This is a genomic window from Spirillospora sp. NPDC048823, assembly GCF_043198445.1.
GTDB lineage: Bacteria > Actinomycetota > Actinomycetes > Streptosporangiales > Streptosporangiaceae > Spirillospora.
In genome coordinates this window covers 22,585-42,348 of record NZ_JBICUT010000017.1, presented here as the reverse complement: position 1 = coordinate 42,348, position 19,764 = coordinate 22,585, and the positions used below count along the sequence as shown (strand labels likewise).

Here is a 19,764-nt window from a genome sequence, read left to right as displayed (position 1 = left end):
TCGCATGTCCCGAAGAAGTGACAAGATCTTGTGGAGTCCTTACACATCGCTGTCGCCTGACACAGCGTGGCAAAAACCGCATACGCTCACAGACCGTGATCTCAACTTCGACGCCGTCCGCCGGGCGGCTCAGCGCGGCGTGCGCCGCCCTGCACACCCCGTTCTCTCTGGATGCCCCGTGGTCTGGCTGATCTGGGCGGTGATGGGCGGGGTCCTGGCCAACGGCCTGCGCATGCGCCGCAGGGTCACCGGCCTGTCCACGCTGTCCGCCTCAAAAGGATCCCTTGACGGATTCACGGCCGTCACGGCCACCGACGCCGACGTCCCCGCGCCCGTCCTTCAGGCCGCCGCCGAGCACGCCCGGCGGGGCGGGATCGGGATGCTGGACCTGGTTCCGTCCGACCTGCCGGTGGAGCAGGCTCTCGACCTGGTACGCCACGTCGATCCGCGGTCCTACCGCGGGCAGTGGTTCGGGCTCGGCCGGGGCGCCGGTTACACGGTGCTGCTGGAGACGGGGGCCTTCCAGCGAGCGAAGACCTCCTTGGAACGCTCCGACATCCCCCTGCCCGGCTCCGCCGAACCCACCGGACTCGACGCCGGCGAGATGGGCGAGACCACGGGACGGCTCCGGTTCTACGTCAAGTCCGCGGACATGGTGGTCGCCCCGTTCCACGCCGTCGACCGGACCGGGCAGCGGCGGGCCTGGCTGCGCTCGCTGGCGCTGTCGCTGCCGCCCTCGGTGGCGCTGCCGCAGACGTCCTACTTCGCCGGGGCCGCCTACCTGCTCGTGCTGTCCAGCCTACTGATCGACGTCCGCTGGGGACTCGGGCTCGTCCTGCTCTACTGCCTGAGCCCCTACATCGTGTTCGCCCGGACCCCGCTGGCTCCCGCGGACCTGCACCTGGCCGCCTGGACCCGCCCGGTCGCCACGCCGCTGTCGATCTGGCGGACGCTGCGCGCGCCCCGCACCAGGTGGGAACGGCGCCTGCTGGACCGCCGGGAACGCGCCCGGGAGTGGTACTGGAAGGAGATCGAGGCGGGCGTCGAGCGCTTCCAGGGCGAGCGGTGCACCGAATGCCCGTGGTGCGGATCCGCCGAGCTCACCCGCCACGTGGTAACCCGGGACGTCATCCTTGGGAAGCCGGGCCGGTTCCCCCTGGACCGCTGCAAGCAGTGCGGGCACATCTTCCAGAACCCCAGGCTGACCCCGGACGGCCTGGACTTCTACTACCGCGACGCCTACGACGGGCTCAACGAGCAGACGACCGAACTCATCCTCAGCTCCACCAACAGCGACTACCTCGCACGCGCCCGAATGGTGCAGCGGCTCGGCACGCCCTACCGCTGGCTGGACGTCGGCACGGGCAAGGGCCACTTCTGCCGCGTAGCCCGCACCGTGCTCCCCGAGACCGCGTTCGACGGACTGGACATGGGCACCGGCGTCGAGGAGGCCGTCCGCCGCGGCTGGATCGACCGCGCCTACAACGGCCAGTTCTTCGACCTCGGACCCGAAATGGCCGGCCGTTACGACGTGATCAGCATGAACCACTACCTGGAGCACACCGCCGACCCGCTGGCCGAGCTGGACCTGGCCGCCAAGGTCCTCGCCCCCGAGGGGCTCTTCCTGCTGGAGATGCCGGACCCGGAGTCCCCGTTCGCGAAGCTGCTGCGCACGTTCTACCTGCCGTACCTGCCGCCGCAGCACCTCCACCTGATCCCCATCGGCAACCTCGAGCGGGCCCTTCGCGAGCGGGGCATGGAGGTGGTCGCCGTGCACCGCCGGGAGGCGCGCCGCGGCGGCGACCTCGGGGGCGGTGCCGCCTGCCTGATCAACCTGATCGGGGTGGACCTGGAGCATCCGTGGCGGAGCCCGCACCGGCCCGGCGTCCGGCAGTACGCCCGCATCACGGCGGGCCAGCTGGTCGGCCTTCCCCTGCTCACCGCGGCGACCGTGCTGGACCTGCTGATCATGCCGTTCCGGCGCGGCAGCAACACCTACCGCATCCTCGCCCGGAAGGTGCCCGCGGCCTGATGGCACCGTCGCCCGGCCGACCATTCGGCGATCTCGCCCCGGTGGCCGAGCCGAGGCGGGTGTCGCGTCCACGTCGGGTCAGAAGGCGGTGGGGCGGGCGACGTACCCGGCCTTCTTCACCGCGGCGACCAGTTCGTCGGTGCCGGCCTCCGCGGGGTCGTGGACGACCTCGACCCTGGACGAGGCGAAGTGCACCTTCACCGACTCGACGCCGCGGAGCCGGCCGACCTGCTTCTCGATCTTGTTGATGCAGGACGGGCAGGAGAAGCCCTCGGCTCGCAGGATGGTCGTCGTGGTGTTCGCTGTCGCGTTCATGGTCCCGGTTTCCCTTCTTACTCGCCGGTCCGTTCTCTTGATGACGGCTTCACCGTAGGCAACCGGGACGCCGGATTCCTTGACGTGGATCAAGCGCCCGCAGGCCCGGGGGCGCTGCGTGGCAAGCTGGCATCATGGCCGAGGACGACCTGTGCGTGACCCGTGTCCCGATCTTCCAGGGACTGACCCGTGCGGAGCAGATCGAGGTCGCGGGCCTCGCTCGCCCGGTGTCCGTGACGAAGGGTGAGACCGTCCTCGCCCCGGAGCGCGGAGCGTCCCGCCTGCTGGTGATGCACAGTGGGCGCCTCAAGATCAGCCACGTGGCGGCCAGCGGCCATGAGCAGATCCTGCGCACGGCGTCCGAGGGGGACGTGGTGGGCGAGCGGGCCTTCCTCACGGGTCACCGGCCAGAGCACTTCGCAGTCGCTCTCGAAGACAGCCGGATGTGCGCGTTCGACCATCGTGACCTTTCGCCGCTGCTGCACGACCACCCGGAGATCGGCCGGCGGATGCTGCGCACGCTGTCGGACCGGCTCGCCTCCGTCGAGCGGCTGCTCGCCGCGGTCACCTCCAGCGACGTCACCGCCCGTATCGCGGCCCATCTGCTCGACCTGCCGGCCGATGTGCGGGACGGGGTCCCCGCGGTCCGGCTGCCGATGGCGAAGAAGGACGTGGCCGCCTACCTGGGGACGACGCCGGAGACCCTCAGCCGCTCCCTCGCCGCCCTGTCCGCGGACGGTGTCATCGAACTGCGCGGCCGCCGCGACGTCGTCATCCTCGACGTCGAGGCTCTCGATCACGCGGCCGTGCCCCGCTGACCGTTCCGCCCCTGAGCGGCTTGACCCGCGTCAAGGAACGTCAAGGCGTCCCGGCCTAGCGTCGGAGGCAGACGTTGACAGGGCGTTGTGAGGAGTTGAGTCGGATGGGTTCTTGGCGGTGGAGAGTGCCGCTGGTGAGCGGCCTCCTGATCGTCGCGTCGTTCGCGGCCTCGGCCGCGTCGGGCGCGGACGCGCTCGGTGACGCGCTGATGGTCGCGGCGGCGGCGGTGGCCGGATGGGGCATCGCGGTCAAGGCGGCCCGTGCCCTGATGGTCCGCGTGGTCGGCATCGACCTGCTGGTCTCGGTGGCCGCGATCGGCGCGGTGATCATCGGCGAGTACTGGGAAGCGGCCGCGGTGACGTTCCTGTTCGCCGTGGGACACGCGCTGGAGAACGCGACGCTGAGCAGGACGAGATCGGCCCTGGCCGAGCTGGTCGCGGTGGCCCCCGAGGTCGCCGTGGTGCTCCGCGGCGGTGAGCAGGTGGAGGTGCCCGCCGCCTCGGTGGCGGTCGGGGAGGAGGTGCTGGTCAAGAACGGTGCCAGGGTTCCGGTCGACGGTGAGGTCACCGGCGGCACGGGGGCGCTGGACGAGGCGTCGATCACCGGTGAGTCGATCCCCGTGGAGAAGACCACCGGCGACGAGGTGTACGCCGGAACCGTCTCCATGGGAGGTTTCCTCCAGGTGCGGGCCGCCGGCGTCGGTGCCGGCACCACGCTGGCCCGGATCATCCACCGGGTCGAGGAGGCCCAGGACGCCAAGGCGCGCACCGCCGCGTTCATGGACCGGTTCTCGTCCTGGTACACCCCGGCGGTCATCGCTCTGGCACTGGCCTTCGGCCTGGCGACCGGCGATGCCGTGCTCGCGCTGACGCTGCTGGTCATCGGCTGCCCCGGCGCCCTGGTCATCTCCATACCGGTCGCGATCGTCGCCGGCATCGGGCGCGGCGCCAAGGACGGCATCCTGATCAAGGGTGGGGAGTATCTGGAGACCTCCGCCAGGATCGACGCCGTCGCGCTGGACAAGACCGGCACGCTGACCGAAGGCCGCCCGTACCTGACCGACGTGGTGCCCCTCGGCGCGGCGTGGAGCCGCGCGGACGTGCTCGGCTGGGCGGCCCGCGCCGAGGCCGGCTCGGAGCATCCGCTGGCCCGTCCGATCGTCGACGCGGCGCGCGGCGAGGGGCTCGACATCACCGGCCTGCCGGAGGCCACCGAGCCGGTGCCGGGGAAGGGCATCGTCGCGACCCTCGACGGGCACCGCGTCGCGGTGGGCAACCTGGCCCTTCTGGAGGACGAGGGGGTCACGTCCGCGGTGATCGCCGGCGTGGTCGACGAGCTCGCCGCCGCGGGCCGGACCCCCATGGTCGTGGCCGTGGACGCCCGTCCGGCCGGTGTCGTCGCCGTTGCGGACCGGGTCCGCTCCGATGCGGCGCGGATGGTCGCCGACCTGCACGCCGCCGGTGTGAAGAAGGTCGTCATGCTCACCGGGGACACCCGGCGGGTCGCCGAGGCGGTCGCCGGGCAGGTCGGTGTCGACGAGGTCCGTGCGGAGCTGCTGCCGGAGGGCAAGCTGGAGGCCGTCGCCGGCCTGCGCGCCCGCGGGCACGTGGTCGCCATGGTCGGCGACGGCGTCAACGACGCCCCCGCCCTGGCCACCGCCGACATCGGCGTCGCGATGGGCGCGGCGGGAACGGGCGTGGCGATCGAGACCGCGGACATCGCCCTGATGAAGGACGACCTGTCCAAGCTGCCCCGGGCCATCGCCATGGCCCGCAGCACCGTCTCGGTCATGCGCCAGAACATCTTCATCGCCCTCGGCACCGTCGGCGCCCTGCTCGCGGGCGTCCTTCTGGGCGGTGTCACGATGGCGATCGGGATGCTCGTCCACGAGATCTCGGTCCTGGTGGTCATCGGCAACGCGATGCGTCTGCTGCGCCGCCGCGGCACGCCCCGGACCGCGGGCGGCACGCCCGACCGGACGCCGCACCGGTCCGAGGCCCGGGATCCTGACCGGCTGGCATCGTGACCCGACGACAGAGGCGGCCGAAGGGAAAGCACCCCCTCGGCCGCCGGCCTCTGGCGCTAGAAGGACTCTTCGGGGAGTTCCATCAGGTCCAGGGTGGTGGACTCGGTGGTGGCGCGGTCGGCCGCCAGGCGCGGCAGGACGGTCTGGCAGAAGAACTGCGCGGACGCGACCTTGCCGTTGTAGAACGCCTTGTCGGAGTCGGACACGCCGCCGCCGCCGAGGGCGGTGAGGGCGACCTCGGCCTGGCGGGCCAGCAGCCAGCCGACGATGAGGTCGCCGAGGGCCATCAGCAGGCGGGACGAGTTGAGCCCGATCTTGTAGAGCTCCTTCGGGTTCTCCATCGAGCCGAGCGCCCACCCGACCATCGGGTCGATGATGCCCTGCACGTCGTCCAGGGCGCGGCCGAGCAGCGCCCGCTCGTTCTTCAGCCGGCCGTTGCCGGCCTCGGACTCGGTGAACTTCCTGATCTCGCCGGTGAGCACCTTGAGCGCCTCGCCGTTGTCCCGGACGATCTTGCGGAAGAACAGGTCCTGGCCCTGGATCGCGGTGGTGCCCTCGTACAGGGTGTCGATCTTGGAGTCGCGGATGTACTGCTCGATCGGGTAGTCCTGCAGGAAGCCGGACCCGCCGAGGGTCTGCAGCGACTCGGCGCCGAGCAGGGCGTACGCGCGTTCCGAGCCGAAGCCCTTCACGATCGGCAGCAGCAGGTCGTTGATCTTCTCGGCGATCTCGTCCTTGCGGCCCTCGTGCCCGGCGATCTGCACGGCGTCCTGGTAGGACGAGGCGAGCAGCACCAGCGCCCGCATGCCCTCGGCGTACGCCTTCTGCGTCATGAGGCTGCGGCGGACGTCCGGGTGGTGGGTGATCGTCACACGCGGGGCGGTCTTGTCCGTCATCTGCGTCATGTCCGCACCCTGCACGCGCTCCTTGGCGTACTCGAGCGCGTTCAGGTAGCCGGTGGACAGGGTGGCGATGGCCTTGGTGCCGACCATCATCCGCGCGTGCTCGATGACGAGGAACATCTGCCTGATGCCCTGGTGCACGCCGCCGACCAGGTAGCCGACGGCCGGGTGCTTCTCACCGAAGGTCAGCTCGCAGGTCGTGGAGACCTTGAGGCCCATCTTCTTCTCGACGTTGGTCACGTAGGCGCCGTTGCGCTCGCCCAGCTCGCCGGTCTCCACGTCCACCATGTACTTGGGGACGAGGAACATCGACAGGCCCTTGGTGCCGGGGCCGGCGCCCTCGGGGCGGGCGAGCACCAGGTGGAAGATGTTCTCCGACATGTCGTGCTCGGCCGAGGTGATGAAGCGCTTGACGCCCTCGATGTGCCAGGTGCCGTCCGGCTGCTCGACGGCCTTGGCGCGGCCGGCGCCGACGTCGGAGCCGGCGTCCGGCTCGGTCAGCACCATCGTGGCGCCCCACTGCCGCTCACGGGCCAGCTCGGCGAACTTCTTCTGCTCCGGCGTGCCGATGCGCCAGAGGATCTGGGCGAAGCTGGGGCCGGACGAGAACATGTAGACGGCGGGGTTGGCGCCGAGCACCTGCTCCGCCACCGCCCAGGTCAGGGAGCGCGGGGCGCCGGTGCCGCCGAAGTCGGGGCCGAGGTCGAGGCGGTACCACTCGGCGTCCATCCACGCCTTGTACGACTTCTTGAAGCTCTCCGGCATCGTCACGGCGCCGGTGGCCGGGTCGAACTCCGGCGGGTTGCGGTCGGCGTCCTCGAAGGACTCCGCGAGCGGGCCCTCCGCCAGGCGCTTCATCTCGTCCAGGATGCTGCGCGCGGTGTCCTCGTCGAGGTCGGCGTACGGGCCGCTGCCGAGGAGGTCCTGGCGCCTGAACACCTCGAAGAGGTTGAACTCCAGGTCCCGGAGGTTGCTCTTGTAGTGCCCCATTCGAGACTCCGTCTGGTCCTGCGGGCCCGGCGGCGCCGCGCGTCTACTACTGACTGGTTTTACTCGCTAGTAACTCAACATCATGCTACCCGCTGGTAACCCGTGACAACCACCCCAATCCGGAGAGGGAGGCCATATCGATATCACGTCCGGACCCCCCGCGTGATCCCGCTCACACGATGGCGGGACGTCCGGCGTCCACGCAGGGCAGTCGCCCGGCACGGACACCCGCCTACGGGCCGCGGACCGCCGGTGGGAGGATCGGGCGCAGCGAAACCACCGCGAAGCAAGGGAGGTGCGCATGAAACAGGGGGATGCCGAGGCCCCGAGACTGACCGTCATCGGCACCGGCTATCTCGGCGCCACGCACGCCATCTGCATGGCCGTGCTCGGGTTCGAGGTCCTCGGTGTGGACGCCGACCCGGGCAAGATCGCCCGGCTGGCGTCCGGCGAGGTCCCGATGTTCGAACCCGGCCTGCCCGAGCTGCTCACCAAGGCCCTCGACTCCGGGCGCCTCCGTTTCACCACCTCCTACGCGGAGGCCGGCGAGTTCGGCGACGTCCACTTCCTGTGCGTAGGGACGCCGCAGCTCCCCGACTCCGACGCCGCCGACCTGTCCTACGTCGACGCCGCCGTCCGCTCCCTCGCCCCGCACCTGCGCCGCCGCTCCCTCGTCGTCGGCAAGTCCACCGTGCCGGTCGGGACGGCGCAGCGCCTCACCGGCGTCGTCCAGGAACTGGCGCCCGCGGGCACCGGCGTCGAACTGGCCTGGAACCCCGAGTTCCTCCGCGAGGGCTACGCCGTCGACGACACCATGCGTCCCAACCGGCTCGTGTTCGGCGTCGCCTCCGACTGGGCGGACGAGCGGCTGCGCGCCGCGTTCAAACCCGTCCTCGACATCGGCACACCGGTGATCCGGACCGACCTCGCCACCGCCGAACTGGTCAAGGTCGCCGCCAACTCCTTCCTCGCCACCAAGATCTCCTACATCAACGCCATGGCCGAGGTCTGCGAGGCCGTCGGCGCAGACATCAAGGACCTCGCCGACTCCCTCGCCCTCGACGACCGGATCGGCGGCAAGTTCCTCCGGCCCGGCCTCGGCTTCGGCGGCGGCTGCCTCCCCAAGGACATCCGCGCCTTCGCGCACCGCGCGGAGGAGATCGGCGTCGGCCAGGCCGTGTCGTTCCTGCGCGAGGTGGACGACATCAACCGGCGCCGCCGCGCCCGCACCGTCGACCTCGTCCGCGAGGTGCTCGGCGGCACCGTCGCCGGCAAGCGGATCGCCGCGTGGGGCGCCGCGTTCAAGCCCAACTCCGACGACATCCGCGACGCGCCCGCGCTGGACGTGGCGCACACCCTGCACGGCCTCGGCGGGGACGTCCGCGTCCATGATCCGGCGGCACTCGGCAACGCCCGCCGCGCCTTCCCCGAACTCCGGTACGGCGACAGCGCGTTCGACGTGGCCGAGGACGCCGACGTCGTCGTCCTGCTGACCGAATGGTCGGTCTTCCGGGAGGTGGAGCCGGAGGCGCTTGCCGAGGTCGTCCGGCACAAGCGCATCGTGGACGGCCGCCACGCCCTGGACGCGGCGCACTGGCGCGCGGCGGGCTGGGAGTACCGCGCACTCGGCCGATCCTGACGTTTCCCGGCGTCCCGGCGTCCAGGCGTCCCGGCGTCCCGCCGGGCAGGGAACACCCTGCGCGCCGGGGCCGTTCTCCGTGGTGAGGGCCCGTGGTCCTCCCGGACGAGGTGCGTCGTACCCGGCAGGCGAAGACGACGCGTGCAACAACCGTCTCGCTTACCGGGAGCAGAACCATGGCCTGGATCCTCGTCATCGTCGCCGGTCTATTCGAGGTCGCGATGGCCTTGTGCCTGAAGGCCGGCAAGGGCTTCACCGAGCCGCTGCCGTCCGCCGGATTCCTCGTCTTCGCCGTGACCAGTTTCGGCCTGCTCAGCCTGGCCCTGAAGAACCTGGACGTCGGCACCGCCTACGCGGTCTGGGTCGGCATCGGAGCCGTCGGAACCGCCGCACTGGGCATGCTGGTCATGGGCGACCAGGTCTCCGTGGCCAAGATCACCGCGCTGGCCTTCATCGTCATCGGGGTCATCGGCCTCAACCTGGCGGGCGCCGGCGGCCACTGAAAAGCCGACCAACCCGGCGATTCGCAGGTCACGACGATATCCAGGAACGTAATCTCCGGTAACGGCGTCTATGGGATGAGAGTGCCCGGACGCACGGGACGGAGAGCGCCCGGGGTGCTCGAACACGGGAGGACGGATCTTGGTCTTCAAGAAGCTGCGCCAGGCGATGGGCATCGGCGGCCCGTCGATCGAAACGATCCTGCACGACCCGAACACCAGGCCCGGTGGCACCATCACCGGCGAGGTCACCATCATCGGAGGCCAGCACGACTCCGACATCAAGTCGGTGAACCTCGCCCTGCGCACCAGGGTCGAGGTCGAGTCGGGCGACAACGAGTACACCTCCAACCTGGAGTACGCCAAACTGCGGGTGGCCGGCAGTTTCGAGCTGGACGACGGCGCGAGGCACAGCCTCCCGTTCCAGTTCGCCATCCCGTGGGAGGCACCGCTCACCCACATGTACGGGCAGCCGCTGCGCGGCACCACGGTCGGACTCGCGACCGAACTGGAGGTCGCGGGGGCGATCGACCCGGGCGACCTCGACCCGATCGCCGTGCACCCGCTGCCCGCGCAGGAGCGCATCCTCGCGGCGTTCTCCAACCTCGGCTTCCAGTTCCGCAACGCCGACTGCGAGAAGGGCCGCATCTGGGGCGTGCACCAGGAGCTGCCGTTCTACCAGGAGATCGAGTTCTTCCCTCCGGGGCAGTACGCGCGCGGCATCAAGCAGCTCGAAGTGACGTTCGTGTCCTACCCGCAGTCGATGGAGGTCGTGCTGGAGCTCGACAAGCGCGGCGGCGCGTTCACCGAGGGGCGCGACGCGTTCAGCCGGTTCACCGTCGACTACGCGAGCGTCGACAACACCGACTGGGAGCAGCAGCTCGGCGGCTTCCTGCAGGACGCCGGGCGCCGCAAGGGCTTCTTCTAAGCCCCCGGCGACCCGACGGCCGACCCGATCCCCTCCGCGACATTTGCTCGCGGAGGGGATCTCCGCGTAGAAAGATCTTCCGTGCCCCAGCCCCCCGGACTGAACGACGCGGAACGACGCCTCTGGGCCGCGTTCCCCACCGGCGAGACCGTCGTCCTCGGCGACGACCGTCCCGCCGGCCCGCTGCCCGACCGGATCGTCCGCGCCGAGATCATCACCCGGCTCCTTCTCGGCGCGCAGGACCCGCGTCCCGGAGCCGTCGCGGCCGTGCGGCTGCGCGGCGCCTACATCATGGGGCGGATGGACATCTCCGGCGGCTCCGTCGAGTACGAACTCCGGCTGGAGGACTGCCGCATCGTCGAGGAGCCCGACTTCTCCAACGCCGGGACACGGGAGCTGCGGTTCGCCAGGTGCTGGATGCCCGGCTTCGACGGCGGCGGCCTGCGGGCGGACGGCTACCTCAGCCTGTCCGGGTCGGAGATCGAGGGGGAGGTCAGGCTGCCGCGTGCGCAGCTCGCCGGCGGCCTGCGGATGAACGGGACGACGATCACCGCGTCCGAGCCGGACAAGTGGGCGCTGTTCAGCGGCGGACTCGTCGTCGAGGTCGGCACCTTCATCCGGGACGCGCGGATCACCGGCGGGGTGCGGTTCGTCGGGGCCCGGATGAACGGCGGGCTGTTCATGGAGGGGACCACCCTCGCCAACCCCGGCCGCCTCGCGCTGGACGCCCAGAACATGGTCGTCGAGGACGCCGCCGAGTTCAGCCGCGGGTTCACCGCGCTCGGCACCGTCCGGCTGCGCAGCGGGCGCTTCAACGGCATCCTGTCCTTCTCCCGCGCCCGGCTCGACTCCGGCGACCCCGCCCGGATGGCGCTGCATGCCAGCCACATCCAGGCCGACGAGCTGCTCCTGTGGCCCGAGGAGCAGATCAAGGGCCGGGTGTCGCTGTCGTACTCCCGGATCGACCTGATCATGGACCATCCGTCCGTGTGGCCGGACGAGCTGTACCTGAACGGTATGACGTACGAGACGCTGCGCGGCGCCGAGTTCAAGGACCGCCTCAGCTGGGTGTCCCGCGACAAGGAGTTCCATCTCCAGCCGTACGAGCAGCTCGCCGCCTGGTACCACGACATCGGCCACGACGACCTGGCCCGCAAGGTGCAGCTCGCCAAACTCCGGGCACGCCGCCGCAGGCTGAACCCGGTCGGCAAGGCATGGAACCACCTCCTGGACTGGACGGTCGGTTTCGGCTACCGGCCCTGGCTGGCGTTCGCGTGGTTCGCGGCGCTGCTGGCCCTCGGGACGACGGTGTTCTCGATCGAGAATCCGCGTCCCGTCAAGCCGCGTGACGAACTGCCGGCGTTCCACGCACTGATCTACACCCTGGACCTGCTGATCCCGCTCGACACGTTCGGGCAGCAGTTGTCCTACGACGCCGTGAACTGGTCCCGCTGGGTGGCGTACGGGCTCGTCACGACGGGCTGGGTCCTGGCCACCGCGCTCATCGCCGGGACGGCACGGGTCCTGCGACCCAGCACGGGCTCGCGCTGAGCCCCACCCGAACCCGAACCAAAGGGACGCCCCGGGCGTCCACCGAGGTCGAGGATCAACCAGAATGGAACCTCATGGGCACGTATCTGATCACGGGGGCGACCGGCGGCATCGGGACCGCGGTGGCCGAACTGCTGCGCGAGCGCGGGCATGACCTCATCCTCACCGGACGCTCGCCCGACCGCCTCGACGGGCTGGCCAAGTCCCTGCGCGGCGGCGCGAACGCGGCCACACAGGTCATCAACCCCGGCGCGGTCCCCTCACCGCCGCGGAGCGCGTCCATCACCACGATCCCGCTGGACCTGACGGAGCCGCGGCGCATCGAGGCGGCCCTCGCCATGGCCGGCGTACCCGCGCGGCTGGACGGCGTCGTCCACACTGCGGGCATGGTGCACCTGGCACGGGTGGCGGACACCGAAGCGGACGAGTGGATCGAGCACCTTTCGGTCAACCTGGTGTCCGCGGCCGAGTTGACCCGGCTGCTCTTGCCCGCGCTACGCGCCGCCGGGGGCCACGTCGTCTTCGTGAACTCGACCGCCGGTCTGCGCGCCAACCCTGAGTGGTCGGCATACGCGGCGAGCAAGTTCGGCCTTCGGGCCCTGGCCGACTCCCTGCGCGCCGAAGAACCGGCCTTGCGCGTCACGACCGTCTACCCCGGGCGGACGGCGACGGAGATGCAGCGGAGGGTACGCGCCCAGGAAGGCCACCCCTACGCCGAGGACGACTTCGCGGCGCCCGCGACCGTGGCGCGGGTGCTGGTGTCGGCCCTGGAGACGTCCCGCGACGCGGTCGTCTCGGAGGTCACCGTCCGGCCCGGTTGATCCGGCTTGCGGGCCTGACTCAGCTCCGGCGCAGGAACCAGGCGCCCAGCACACCGCCGATCAGCCCGAACAGGTGGCCCTGCCAGGAGATGCCGGGGTCGCCCGGGATGACGCCGAGCAGCATCGTCCCGTAGACGGCCACGACGGCGACGGCGATCCCGATGTCGATCAGCCGCCGCTCGAAGATCCCGCGTCCGACCAGGTAGCCGAAGAAGCCGAAGATCAGGATGCTGGATCCGAGCGTGTTGGCGGAGCTGGTGAACCACACGCCGAGCCCGCCGACCACGATGATGATCAGGCTGGCGGCCAGGAACTTGGCGATTCCCCGCGCCGCCGCGATGAACCCGAGAATGAGGAACGGGACCGTGTTCGCCATCAGGTGCCCGAACCCGCCGTGCATGAACGGCGCGGTGAAGATGTCGGGCAGGTCGTTCACGTCCCGGGGCTGGATGCCGAACCGGTCGAGCCACCCGCCCGCCGTGTAGTCGAACGCCTCCAGCACCCACATCAGCGCGGTCACGGACCCGATCAGGACCGCCGAGGAGAGCGCGCGAGCGCCGTGCTTGGCGAGCCCTTCGGAACGCTGCCGGTCGGGGACATAGCTCATATCAGCCACCGTAAGTCTCGACGACCCTGCACAGTCAACGCGCGGGACGGCCCAAAGGTGCCCCTGACCCGGGCTTCCCGCGCCGCCTCCGGCATATTGGACGGATGCGCGCTGCGATCTGCGAGGCCCCTAGGCGGCGGACGCGTGCTCCGACTCGGACGCGTCCCCGCGGACGACGATGACGGGCAGGGGACGCCGTGCGGGAGCGTCGGCCGTCCGGCGCAGGTGGCGGCGCTCCTCCGGGGTCGTGCCGCCCCAGATGCCGTCGGGCTCGCCGACCCGCAGCGCCCACGCGAGGCATTCGGCCTTCACGGGGCAGTTCGCGCAGATCGCCTTGGCGGCGTCCTCCTGAGCCTGGAGCACCGGTACCGAGTAGCCGATCGGGAAGAACAGGTCCGGATCGGCACCGCGACAGATGGCGTGGTCGCTCCAGTGATCCTCGTTCTCGTTGATGTGCATTGGCTTCTCCCTGCGCGGCGACGAGACCACCGGCAGTTCGGCTCGGGGTGGTCTCCACTCAACGTAGTACTACGACTCGTAGTACTACAAGACGTTCGTGAACGTTGCAAGTTACCGTGCGGATAACCTGGGAGGTGTGCAGCGTGATCAAGAAGTGACCTTCCGCGAGGCGACGGTGGCCGATCTGCCCCAGATCGTCCGACTACTCGCCGACGATCCCCTCGGAGCCACCCGCGAAACACCCGGGGACGAGATCCCGGAGGCCTACTTCACGGCCTTCACCGCGATCGAAAAGGACCCCAACAACAACCTGATCGTCGCGGAGGTCGGCGGCGACATCGCCGGAACGCTCCAATTGACCTTCATCCCCGGCCTCACCTACACCGGCGGCGAACGCGCCCAGATCGAAGGCGTCCGCGTGGCCGCAGAGCAACGCGGCCTCGGCGTCGGCCAGGACATGATCAATTGGGCCATCGACCAGGCCCGCGCCCGAGGCTGCCGCGTCGTCCAGCTCACCACCGACCGCCAGCGCCCCGCCGCCATCCGCTTCTACCAGAAGATCGGCTTCCGCCCCTCCCACATGGGCATGAAGTACCACCTCCGCGACATCTGACGGCGACCAGCCTCTACCGGCGGCGAGAGCTCGCCTCGGCCCGGCCCGGCGGAGTGTGCCGGCGGTGATGGCGCGTCCGGCCGTGGGGGCGATCTTCTTTGGTGGGTGGCTGGTCAGACGGAGGAGCGCAATGGCGTAGATTTCGGCGTTTAACCCCTCCGCGTTGATGAGGGTGTGGCCGGTGTCCCAGGGCACCGGTGTTCGCAGCCGCGCATGCCAGGCGCAAAGGCTTGACCGCAAGGTTTCTGTTGTTGTTCATGCGGGCGTGAAATGCTTGTCACCTGGGTGTGCGTGGTTGCCGGGTCGTCTTGGAGGAGCTGAGCGTGGCCGAGAGGCATCTCGAGATCGAGCAGAAGTACGACGCCGCCGCCGACTTCGTCCTGCCGGAGCTGGACGGGTTGCCGGGCGTGGTGTCGGCGGGGGAGCCGGAGGTCCACGAGCTGCACGCCACCTACTTCGACACCGCCGACCTGCGGCTGGCGGCGCACGGGATCACGCTGCGGCGCAGGCGCGGCGGCCCGGACGCGGGGTGGCATCTGAAGATGCCGGCCGGGCCGGACAGCAGGCAGGAGCTGCGGGCCCCGCTGGGGCGGCCGCTGATCGTCCCCCCGCGGCTGGCGGGGCTGGTCGCGGTGTACACGCGCGGGGCGGAGCTGTGCCCCGTCGCGACGCTGGAGACGCGGCGGACGGTCGTCCGGCTGCTCGGGCAGGACGGCGTCGAGCTGGCCGAGGTCGCCGACGACCTGGTGACCGGCCGGGGCGGCGGGGACGGCGCGGAGACCGAGCGGTGGCGGGAGATCGAGGTCGAGCTGAGGGACGGCCCGGCCGAGCTGCTGAAGGCGGCGGGCAAGCGGCTCCGGAAGGGCGGCGCCAAGAAGGGCAGGTCGTCGTCCAAGCTGGGGCGGCTGCTGGGCGAGGCGGTCGTGCCGTCGGTGTCCGCGGCGGCGCGGGCGGCGGCGAGGTCGCGGATCGCGGCGGCGGCGTCCAACGGGAAGGGGCCGTCCATCACGACCGGGGATGTCGTCCTGGCCTACCTGGCCGAGCAGGTCGAGGCCGTGGTGGCGTTCGACCCGAAGGCGCGGCTGGGCGAGGAGGACGCGGTCCACCGGATGCGGGTGGCGACGCGGCGGATCAGGAGCGCTCTGCGCAGCTACCGGACCGTCCTGGACCCGGCGCGGACCGCGCCGCTGGGGCAGGAGCTGCGGTGGCTGGCCGCCGTCCTCGGTGAGGTGCGCGACCTCGAGGTGCTCCGGATGCGTTTCGCGGAGGCCCCCGCGTTCCTGCTGGACGACCTGGAGCGGCGGGAACGCGCCGCGTACCGGCGGATGAACACCTCACTCAAGGAGCCGCGGTACTTCGCGCTGCTCGACGAGCTCGACAAGCTGATCGCCGAGCCGCCGCTGGTCGTGGAGGCGGCGGACAAGAAGGCCCGCAAGGAGCTGCCCGATCTGGTCACGCGGGCGTGGGACCGCATGGCCAAGGACTACGCGTCGATCAAGGGCGCGAAGGATCCCGAGGTCGCGCAGCACGAGACCCGCAAGTCGGCCAAGCGGGCGCGGTACGCGGCGGAGCTGGCGGTTCCGGTGCTGGGTGTGGCCGCGAAGCGGGTGGTGAAGGACGCCAAGCGCATCCAGGAGGTCCTCGGCGGCTACCAGGACGGCGTGATCGCCATGGAGCATCTGGGGGCGGCGGCCAAGCGCACCAGGGTCCCGGAGGAGGCGTTCACCCTGGGCGTCCTGTACGGGCGGGAACGGTGCCAGGCCGAAGGGGCACGAGACCGCCTGTCGACTACCTGGTCGCAGACTCTGGGGCCGTCGTTCTAACGGTGTGACGTTCCAGGGCGGGCATCGAGCCGCCGGCGAGATGCGCCGCCCAGAACTCCGACTTGCGCAGGCCCGGGTCGTCCGGGACCTTCTCCCCCGTTTCCCTGCACAGGGCGGTGACGAGTTCGGAGACGACCTCGCCGTGAGTGCACACGATGGTGGGGACGCCGTCCGCGACCAGTGACAGCAGCCTGTCCGTCGCCTTGCCGGGGCCGGTGTCGCCGACCGTGAACGCCGGGTCGGTGACGATGGACGCGCCGGTGCGGCGCGCGTAGGGCAGGACGGTCTCCAGGCAGCGGGCCGTCGCGGAGCTGATCAGCCGTGCGGGGCCGTAGGCGTACAAGAGGCCGGCGAGGCGGGCCGCTTCGGCGCGGCCCGCGGCGTCCAGCGGCCGCAGTTCGTCGGCGTCGCGCCAGTCGCTCTTCTCCCCGGCGGACGCGTGCCGCAGGATCACCAGCGGCGAGGTGTGCAGGGGGCCGCGCAGGAACTCGTGGAGCAGGTCGATGTCGTGCAGGTAGCTGAGCCTGTCCTCGGCTTCGCCGGCCGGCAGCCAGACCAGCTCGTCCACCTCGTCGTTCGGGGCGAAGGCGGCGGCGGCCTCGGCGGCGGGGCGGGCCGCCCAGTAGTCGACCCGCTTGTTCCGGTCGCCGACCGGGTAGGTGCTGGTGGGCAGGCGGCGGCCGAGGCGGGGGACGATACCGGTCTCCTCCTCGATCTCGCGGACGGCGGCCCGCAGCACATGCTCCCCCTTGTCGACCTTGCCCTTCGGGAACGACCAGTCGTCGTAGCGGGGACGGTGGATCACCGCGAACTCGGGCCCGTCGCGCCACAGCAGCGCACCGGCGGCCCAGATGACCCCGGGGCCCGGCGGGGTGGCGCGCTCAGCCATCGACGGTCCTCCACCGCCGGCTCTTGACCAGGTGGGTCTGGATGTCCTGAAGGGTCTCGCCCGGACGGGCGGTGAGCCGCGTCCACGTGCCGTCGCCGGAGAGCGCCCACGCGTCGGTGCCGTCGTCCATGGCCTGGTCGATGAGGGACAGCAGCTCGTCCCGCTGGACCCGGTCGGTGACGGTGACGAGCGCCTCGACGCGGCGGTCGAGGTTGCGGTGCATGAGGTCGGCGCTGCCGAGCCACACCTCGGGTTCGCCGCCGTTCTCGAACGCGAACACCCGGGAGTGCTCCAGGAACCGGCCGAGGACGCTGCGCACCCGGATCGTGTCCGACAGGCCGGGCACGCCCGGACGCACGGCGCAGATGCCGCGGACCCAGACGTCCACCGGGACACCGGCCCGCGACGCCCGGTACAGCGCGTCGATGATCACCTCGTCCACGAGGGAGTTGCACTTGATCCGGATCCGGGCGGGATGCCCGGCCCGCCGGTTGTCGATCTCGTGGTCGATCCGCTGGACGAGCCCCGAGCGCAGGCTGTTCGGCGCGACGAGCAGCCGGTGGTAGGAGTTCTGCCGCGAGTAGCCGGTGAGGTGGTTGAACAGGGCGCTGACGTCCTCGCCGACCTCGGGGTCGGCGGTGAGCAGCCCGAAGTCCTCGTAGAGGCGTGCGGTCTTCGGATGGTAGTTGCCGGTGCCGATGTGGCAGTAGCGGCGCAGCTGGCCGTCGGCGTCCTGCCGGACGATCAGCGCGAGCTTGCAGTGCGTCTTCAGCCCGACGAACCCGTAGACGACGTGGCAGCCGGCCGTCTCCAGCTTGCGCGCCCAGGCGATGTTGGCGCGCTCGTCGAAGCGGGCCTTCAGCTCGACGACGACCACGACCTGCTTGCCGGCCTCGGCGGCGTTCATCAGCGCGTCCACGATCGGCGAGTCGCCGCTGGTCCGGTAGAGCGTCTGCTTGATCGCCAGGACGCGCGGGTCGGTCGCGGCGTCCTCGATCAGCCGCTGGACGCTCGTGGTGAACGAGTCGTAGGGGTGGTGGACGAGCACGTCCCGTTCACGGATGGCGCTGAAAATGCTCGCGTCCTCCGGCAGCGCCTCCTTGGACGGGACGAAAGGGGGGTACTTCAGCTCCGGGCGGTCGAGGTCGGCGATCGACGCGAGGCCGCCGAGGTCGAGGGGGCCGACGACGCGGTAGATCTGGCCCTCGTCCACGGCCAGCTCGTCGGTCAGCAGGTCGAGCACGCCCTCGGAGATCGACTCCTCGACCTCCAGCCGGACGACCGGGCCGAACCGGCGGCGCAGCAGCTCGCGTTCGAGGGCCTGCAGGAGGCCTTCGCTGATGTCGTCGTCGATCTCCAGGTCCTGGTTGCGGGTGACGCGGAACGCGTGGTGCTCGACGACCTCCATCCCGCTGAACAGCTGGCCGAGGTGCGCCGCGATGACGTCCTCCAGCGGCGTGAACCGGTCGGACGACGCCTCGATGAAGCGCGGCAGCAGCGGCGGGACCTTGACGCGGGCGAACATCGTCGCGTCCGTCTCCGGGTCGCGGACGATCACCGCGAGGTTGAGGGACAGGCCCGAGATGTAGGGGAACGGGTGCGCGGAGTCGACGACGAGGGGGGTGAGGACGGGGTAGATCCGGTCGCGGAACAGCCGCCGCAGCCGCTCCCGCTCCGTCTCGGCCAGCTCGTCCCAGCGCAGGATGTCGATGCCCTCGTCGCCGAGCGCGGGGCGGATCCCGTTGCGGAAGCAGGCGGCGTGCCGCCCCATCAGCTCGTGCGCGACCTCACCGGTGCGTTCGAGGACCTCGCGGGGCTGCCGGCCGCTGGCGGACTGGACGGCGAGCCCGGTCGCCATCCGGCGGGCGAGGCCGGCGACGCGGACCATGAAGAACTCGTCCAGGTTGCTGGAGAAGATCGACAGGAACCGAACCCGTTCGAGCAGCGGCAGGCCGGGGTCTTCGGCGAGCTCCAGGACGCGCTGGTTGAATCTGAGCCAGCTCTCCTCCCTGTCGAGGAAGCGGTCGTCCGGGAGCGCTTCGGCGCGTTGATGGGGGAGTTGTCCTGGATTGACGGTCATACCCGTATTTTCCCTGAGCAAGATGAACGAGAGTCGAACTCGGCGGTATCGCCCAAGTATCCGACACTTCGATCATGCCCGGGGTTCCCGCTGCTCACACTTTGTTTCCCAGGGGGGCGACCCCCTGGGACCCCCGTCACGAGCCGGTCGATCCTCACGACACGGTTGCGGTTGTTGTGACCGTCTCGGTTGGTGTCGTGTCGCTGCGGTCGCCCGGCTCGTGCCGTGTCGTTCCAGGGGGACGATCCCTGGAGACCCGCCAGGGGGGCCGGAGTTCGGGCGGGGGTGGGGCTTTCGTGCTTCTGGGTGCCCGGGTGGATCGCGGGGCTGCTGTTCTGCGGCGCGGCCGAACGCATAACCGGGGATCACTCCGAAAGGGCGGGGCACTTGTTTTGTCAGACCCTTGGGTAATGATTCCAGTTATGAGCAGAGACACCCACCCGGGGGTGCAGTGCCCGCACTGCCAATCGCATCTCGCGCTCGTCCCCGTGCCTGGAAACTCCGCCGCGACCACCGTGCCCGTCCTGCCCGTCGTGCCCATCGTCTCGAAGGAGGAATGGCAGCCGCCGCCCGTCGCGGAGGTCCTCGCGGTTTACGCCGGCCGCGCCAAGGACACCGTGACCGCGACGCGCGGCGCCGCCAAGGTCAGGGAAAGCCTCAACCGCGCGAGGGCGACCGCCGCCCAGCGCAGGGCCGCACAGAGAACCGCGCGCCACGCTCCGAAAAGCGCCTGATCACAACCCGGCCACTAACACTCGCCGCGGCCATGC

The 19,764-nt window shown here is 70.7% G+C and carries 17 protein-coding genes and 1 riboswitch; of the genes, 11 read left to right on the top strand and 6 right to left on the bottom strand.

Annotation, left to right across the window (positions count from 1 at the left end; genetic code table 11):
• Positions 1-178: 178 nt before the first annotated feature.
• The gene (locus ACGFK0_RS30770) at positions 179-2,032 is read left to right on the top strand and encodes a class I SAM-dependent methyltransferase (protein WP_392911168.1); all 1,854 of its coding nucleotides are present in this window, start codon (positions 179-181) and stop codon (positions 2,030-2,032) included.
• Positions 2,033-2,110: 78 nt separating this feature from the next.
• Here ACGFK0_RS30770 and ACGFK0_RS30765 read toward each other — a convergent pair whose 3' ends face one another.
• Positions 2,111-2,347 carry a heavy-metal-associated domain-containing protein gene (locus ACGFK0_RS30765; RefSeq protein WP_392911166.1) on the bottom strand — a complete coding sequence of 79 codons (237 nt, stop codon included), beginning with the start codon at positions 2,345-2,347 and terminating at the stop codon, positions 2,111-2,113.
• A gap of 134 nt (positions 2,348-2,481) precedes the next feature.
• Between ACGFK0_RS30765 and ACGFK0_RS30760 the strand changes: the two genes are divergently transcribed.
• On the top strand, positions 2,482-3,165 hold the full coding sequence (locus tag ACGFK0_RS30760; RefSeq protein WP_392911164.1) for a Crp/Fnr family transcriptional regulator: 684 nt from the start codon (positions 2,482-2,484) through the stop codon (positions 3,163-3,165).
• A gap of 134 nt (positions 3,166-3,299) precedes the next feature.
• Positions 3,300-5,192, top strand: a complete 1,893-nt coding sequence (locus ACGFK0_RS30755; protein WP_392911162.1) for a heavy metal translocating P-type ATPase — start codon at positions 3,300-3,302, stop codon at positions 5,190-5,192.
• Positions 5,193-5,248: 56 nt separating this feature from the next.
• Here ACGFK0_RS30755 and ACGFK0_RS30750 read toward each other — a convergent pair whose 3' ends face one another.
• Complete coding sequence (locus ACGFK0_RS30750; protein ID WP_392911159.1) at positions 5,249-7,084, bottom strand: acyl-CoA dehydrogenase; 1,836 nt, start codon at positions 7,082-7,084, stop codon at positions 5,249-5,251.
• A 301-nt stretch (positions 7,085-7,385) separates the two neighbouring features.
• Here ACGFK0_RS30750 and ACGFK0_RS30745 point away from each other — a divergent pair, with 301 nt between their 5' ends.
• From ACGFK0_RS30745 to ACGFK0_RS30725, 5 genes are all read left to right on the top strand, one after another.
• Positions 7,386-8,723 carry a UDP-glucose dehydrogenase family protein gene (locus ACGFK0_RS30745; protein ID WP_392911157.1) on the top strand — a complete coding sequence of 446 codons (1,338 nt, stop codon included), beginning with the start codon at positions 7,386-7,388 and terminating at the stop codon, positions 8,721-8,723.
• A gap of 81 nt (positions 8,724-8,804) precedes the next feature.
• A riboswitch (guanidine-III (ykkC-III) riboswitch) is annotated at positions 8,805-8,867 on the top strand.
• A gap of 32 nt (positions 8,868-8,899) precedes the next feature.
• Positions 8,900-9,226 carry a DMT family transporter gene (locus tag ACGFK0_RS30740; RefSeq protein ID WP_392911155.1) on the top strand — a complete coding sequence of 109 codons (327 nt, stop codon included), beginning with the start codon at positions 8,900-8,902 and terminating at the stop codon, positions 9,224-9,226.
• A 139-nt stretch (positions 9,227-9,365) separates the two neighbouring features.
• Entirely contained in the window at positions 9,366-10,151 is a 786-nt protein-coding gene (locus ACGFK0_RS30735; protein WP_392911153.1) for a sporulation protein, read from the top strand.
• An 81-nt stretch (positions 10,152-10,232) separates the two neighbouring features.
• Entirely contained in the window at positions 10,233-11,702 is a 1,470-nt protein-coding gene (locus ACGFK0_RS30730; RefSeq protein WP_392911151.1) for a hypothetical protein, read from the top strand.
• A gap of 74 nt (positions 11,703-11,776) precedes the next feature.
• Entirely contained in the window at positions 11,777-12,523 is a 747-nt protein-coding gene (locus ACGFK0_RS30725) for an SDR family oxidoreductase (RefSeq protein WP_392911149.1), read from the top strand.
• Between the two features lie 19 nt (positions 12,524-12,542).
• Here the strand turns inward: ACGFK0_RS30725 and ACGFK0_RS30720 are convergent, their stop codons facing one another.
• Positions 12,543-13,130, bottom strand: a complete 588-nt coding sequence (locus ACGFK0_RS30720; protein ID WP_392911147.1) for a rhomboid family intramembrane serine protease — start codon at positions 13,128-13,130, stop codon at positions 12,543-12,545.
• 129 nt (positions 13,131-13,259) lie between these two features.
• The gene (locus ACGFK0_RS30715; RefSeq protein ID WP_392911145.1) at positions 13,260-13,589 is read right to left on the bottom strand and encodes a WhiB family transcriptional regulator; all 330 of its coding nucleotides are present in this window, start codon (positions 13,587-13,589) and stop codon (positions 13,260-13,262) included.
• A gap of 154 nt (positions 13,590-13,743) precedes the next feature.
• Here ACGFK0_RS30715 and ACGFK0_RS30710 point away from each other — a divergent pair, with 154 nt between their 5' ends.
• Together ACGFK0_RS30710 and ACGFK0_RS30705 are read left to right on the top strand one after the other, a co-directional pair.
• Complete coding sequence (locus tag ACGFK0_RS30710; RefSeq protein ID WP_392911445.1) at positions 13,744-14,202, top strand: GNAT family N-acetyltransferase; 459 nt, start codon at positions 13,744-13,746, stop codon at positions 14,200-14,202.
• Between the two features lie 323 nt (positions 14,203-14,525).
• A complete protein-coding gene (locus ACGFK0_RS30705) occupies positions 14,526-16,025 on the top strand; it encodes a CHAD domain-containing protein (protein WP_392911143.1) in 1,500 nt (499 codons plus the stop codon).
• Here the strand turns inward: ACGFK0_RS30705 and ACGFK0_RS30700 are convergent.
• Both ACGFK0_RS30700 and ACGFK0_RS30695 read right to left on the bottom strand, forming a co-directional pair.
• Positions 15,991-16,914: an NUDIX domain-containing protein gene (locus ACGFK0_RS30700; protein WP_392911141.1), complete on the bottom strand. Its 924-nt coding sequence runs from the start codon at positions 16,912-16,914 to the stop codon at positions 15,991-15,993. The two genes, ACGFK0_RS30705 and ACGFK0_RS30700, sit on opposite strands and share 35 nt — an antisense overlap.
• Positions 16,907-18,994, bottom strand: coding sequence for an RNA degradosome polyphosphate kinase (locus ACGFK0_RS30695; protein ID WP_392911139.1), 2,088 nt, complete (start codon positions 18,992-18,994; stop codon positions 16,907-16,909). The genes ACGFK0_RS30700 and ACGFK0_RS30695 overlap by 8 nt, the downstream gene beginning before the upstream one ends.
• A 422-nt stretch (positions 18,995-19,416) precedes the next feature.
• Between ACGFK0_RS30695 and ACGFK0_RS30690 the strand changes: the two genes are divergently transcribed.
• Positions 19,417-19,728 carry a hypothetical protein gene (locus ACGFK0_RS30690; protein ID WP_392911137.1) on the top strand — a complete coding sequence of 104 codons (312 nt, stop codon included), beginning with the start codon at positions 19,417-19,419 and terminating at the stop codon, positions 19,726-19,728.
• Positions 19,729-19,764: the final 36 nt, after the last annotated feature.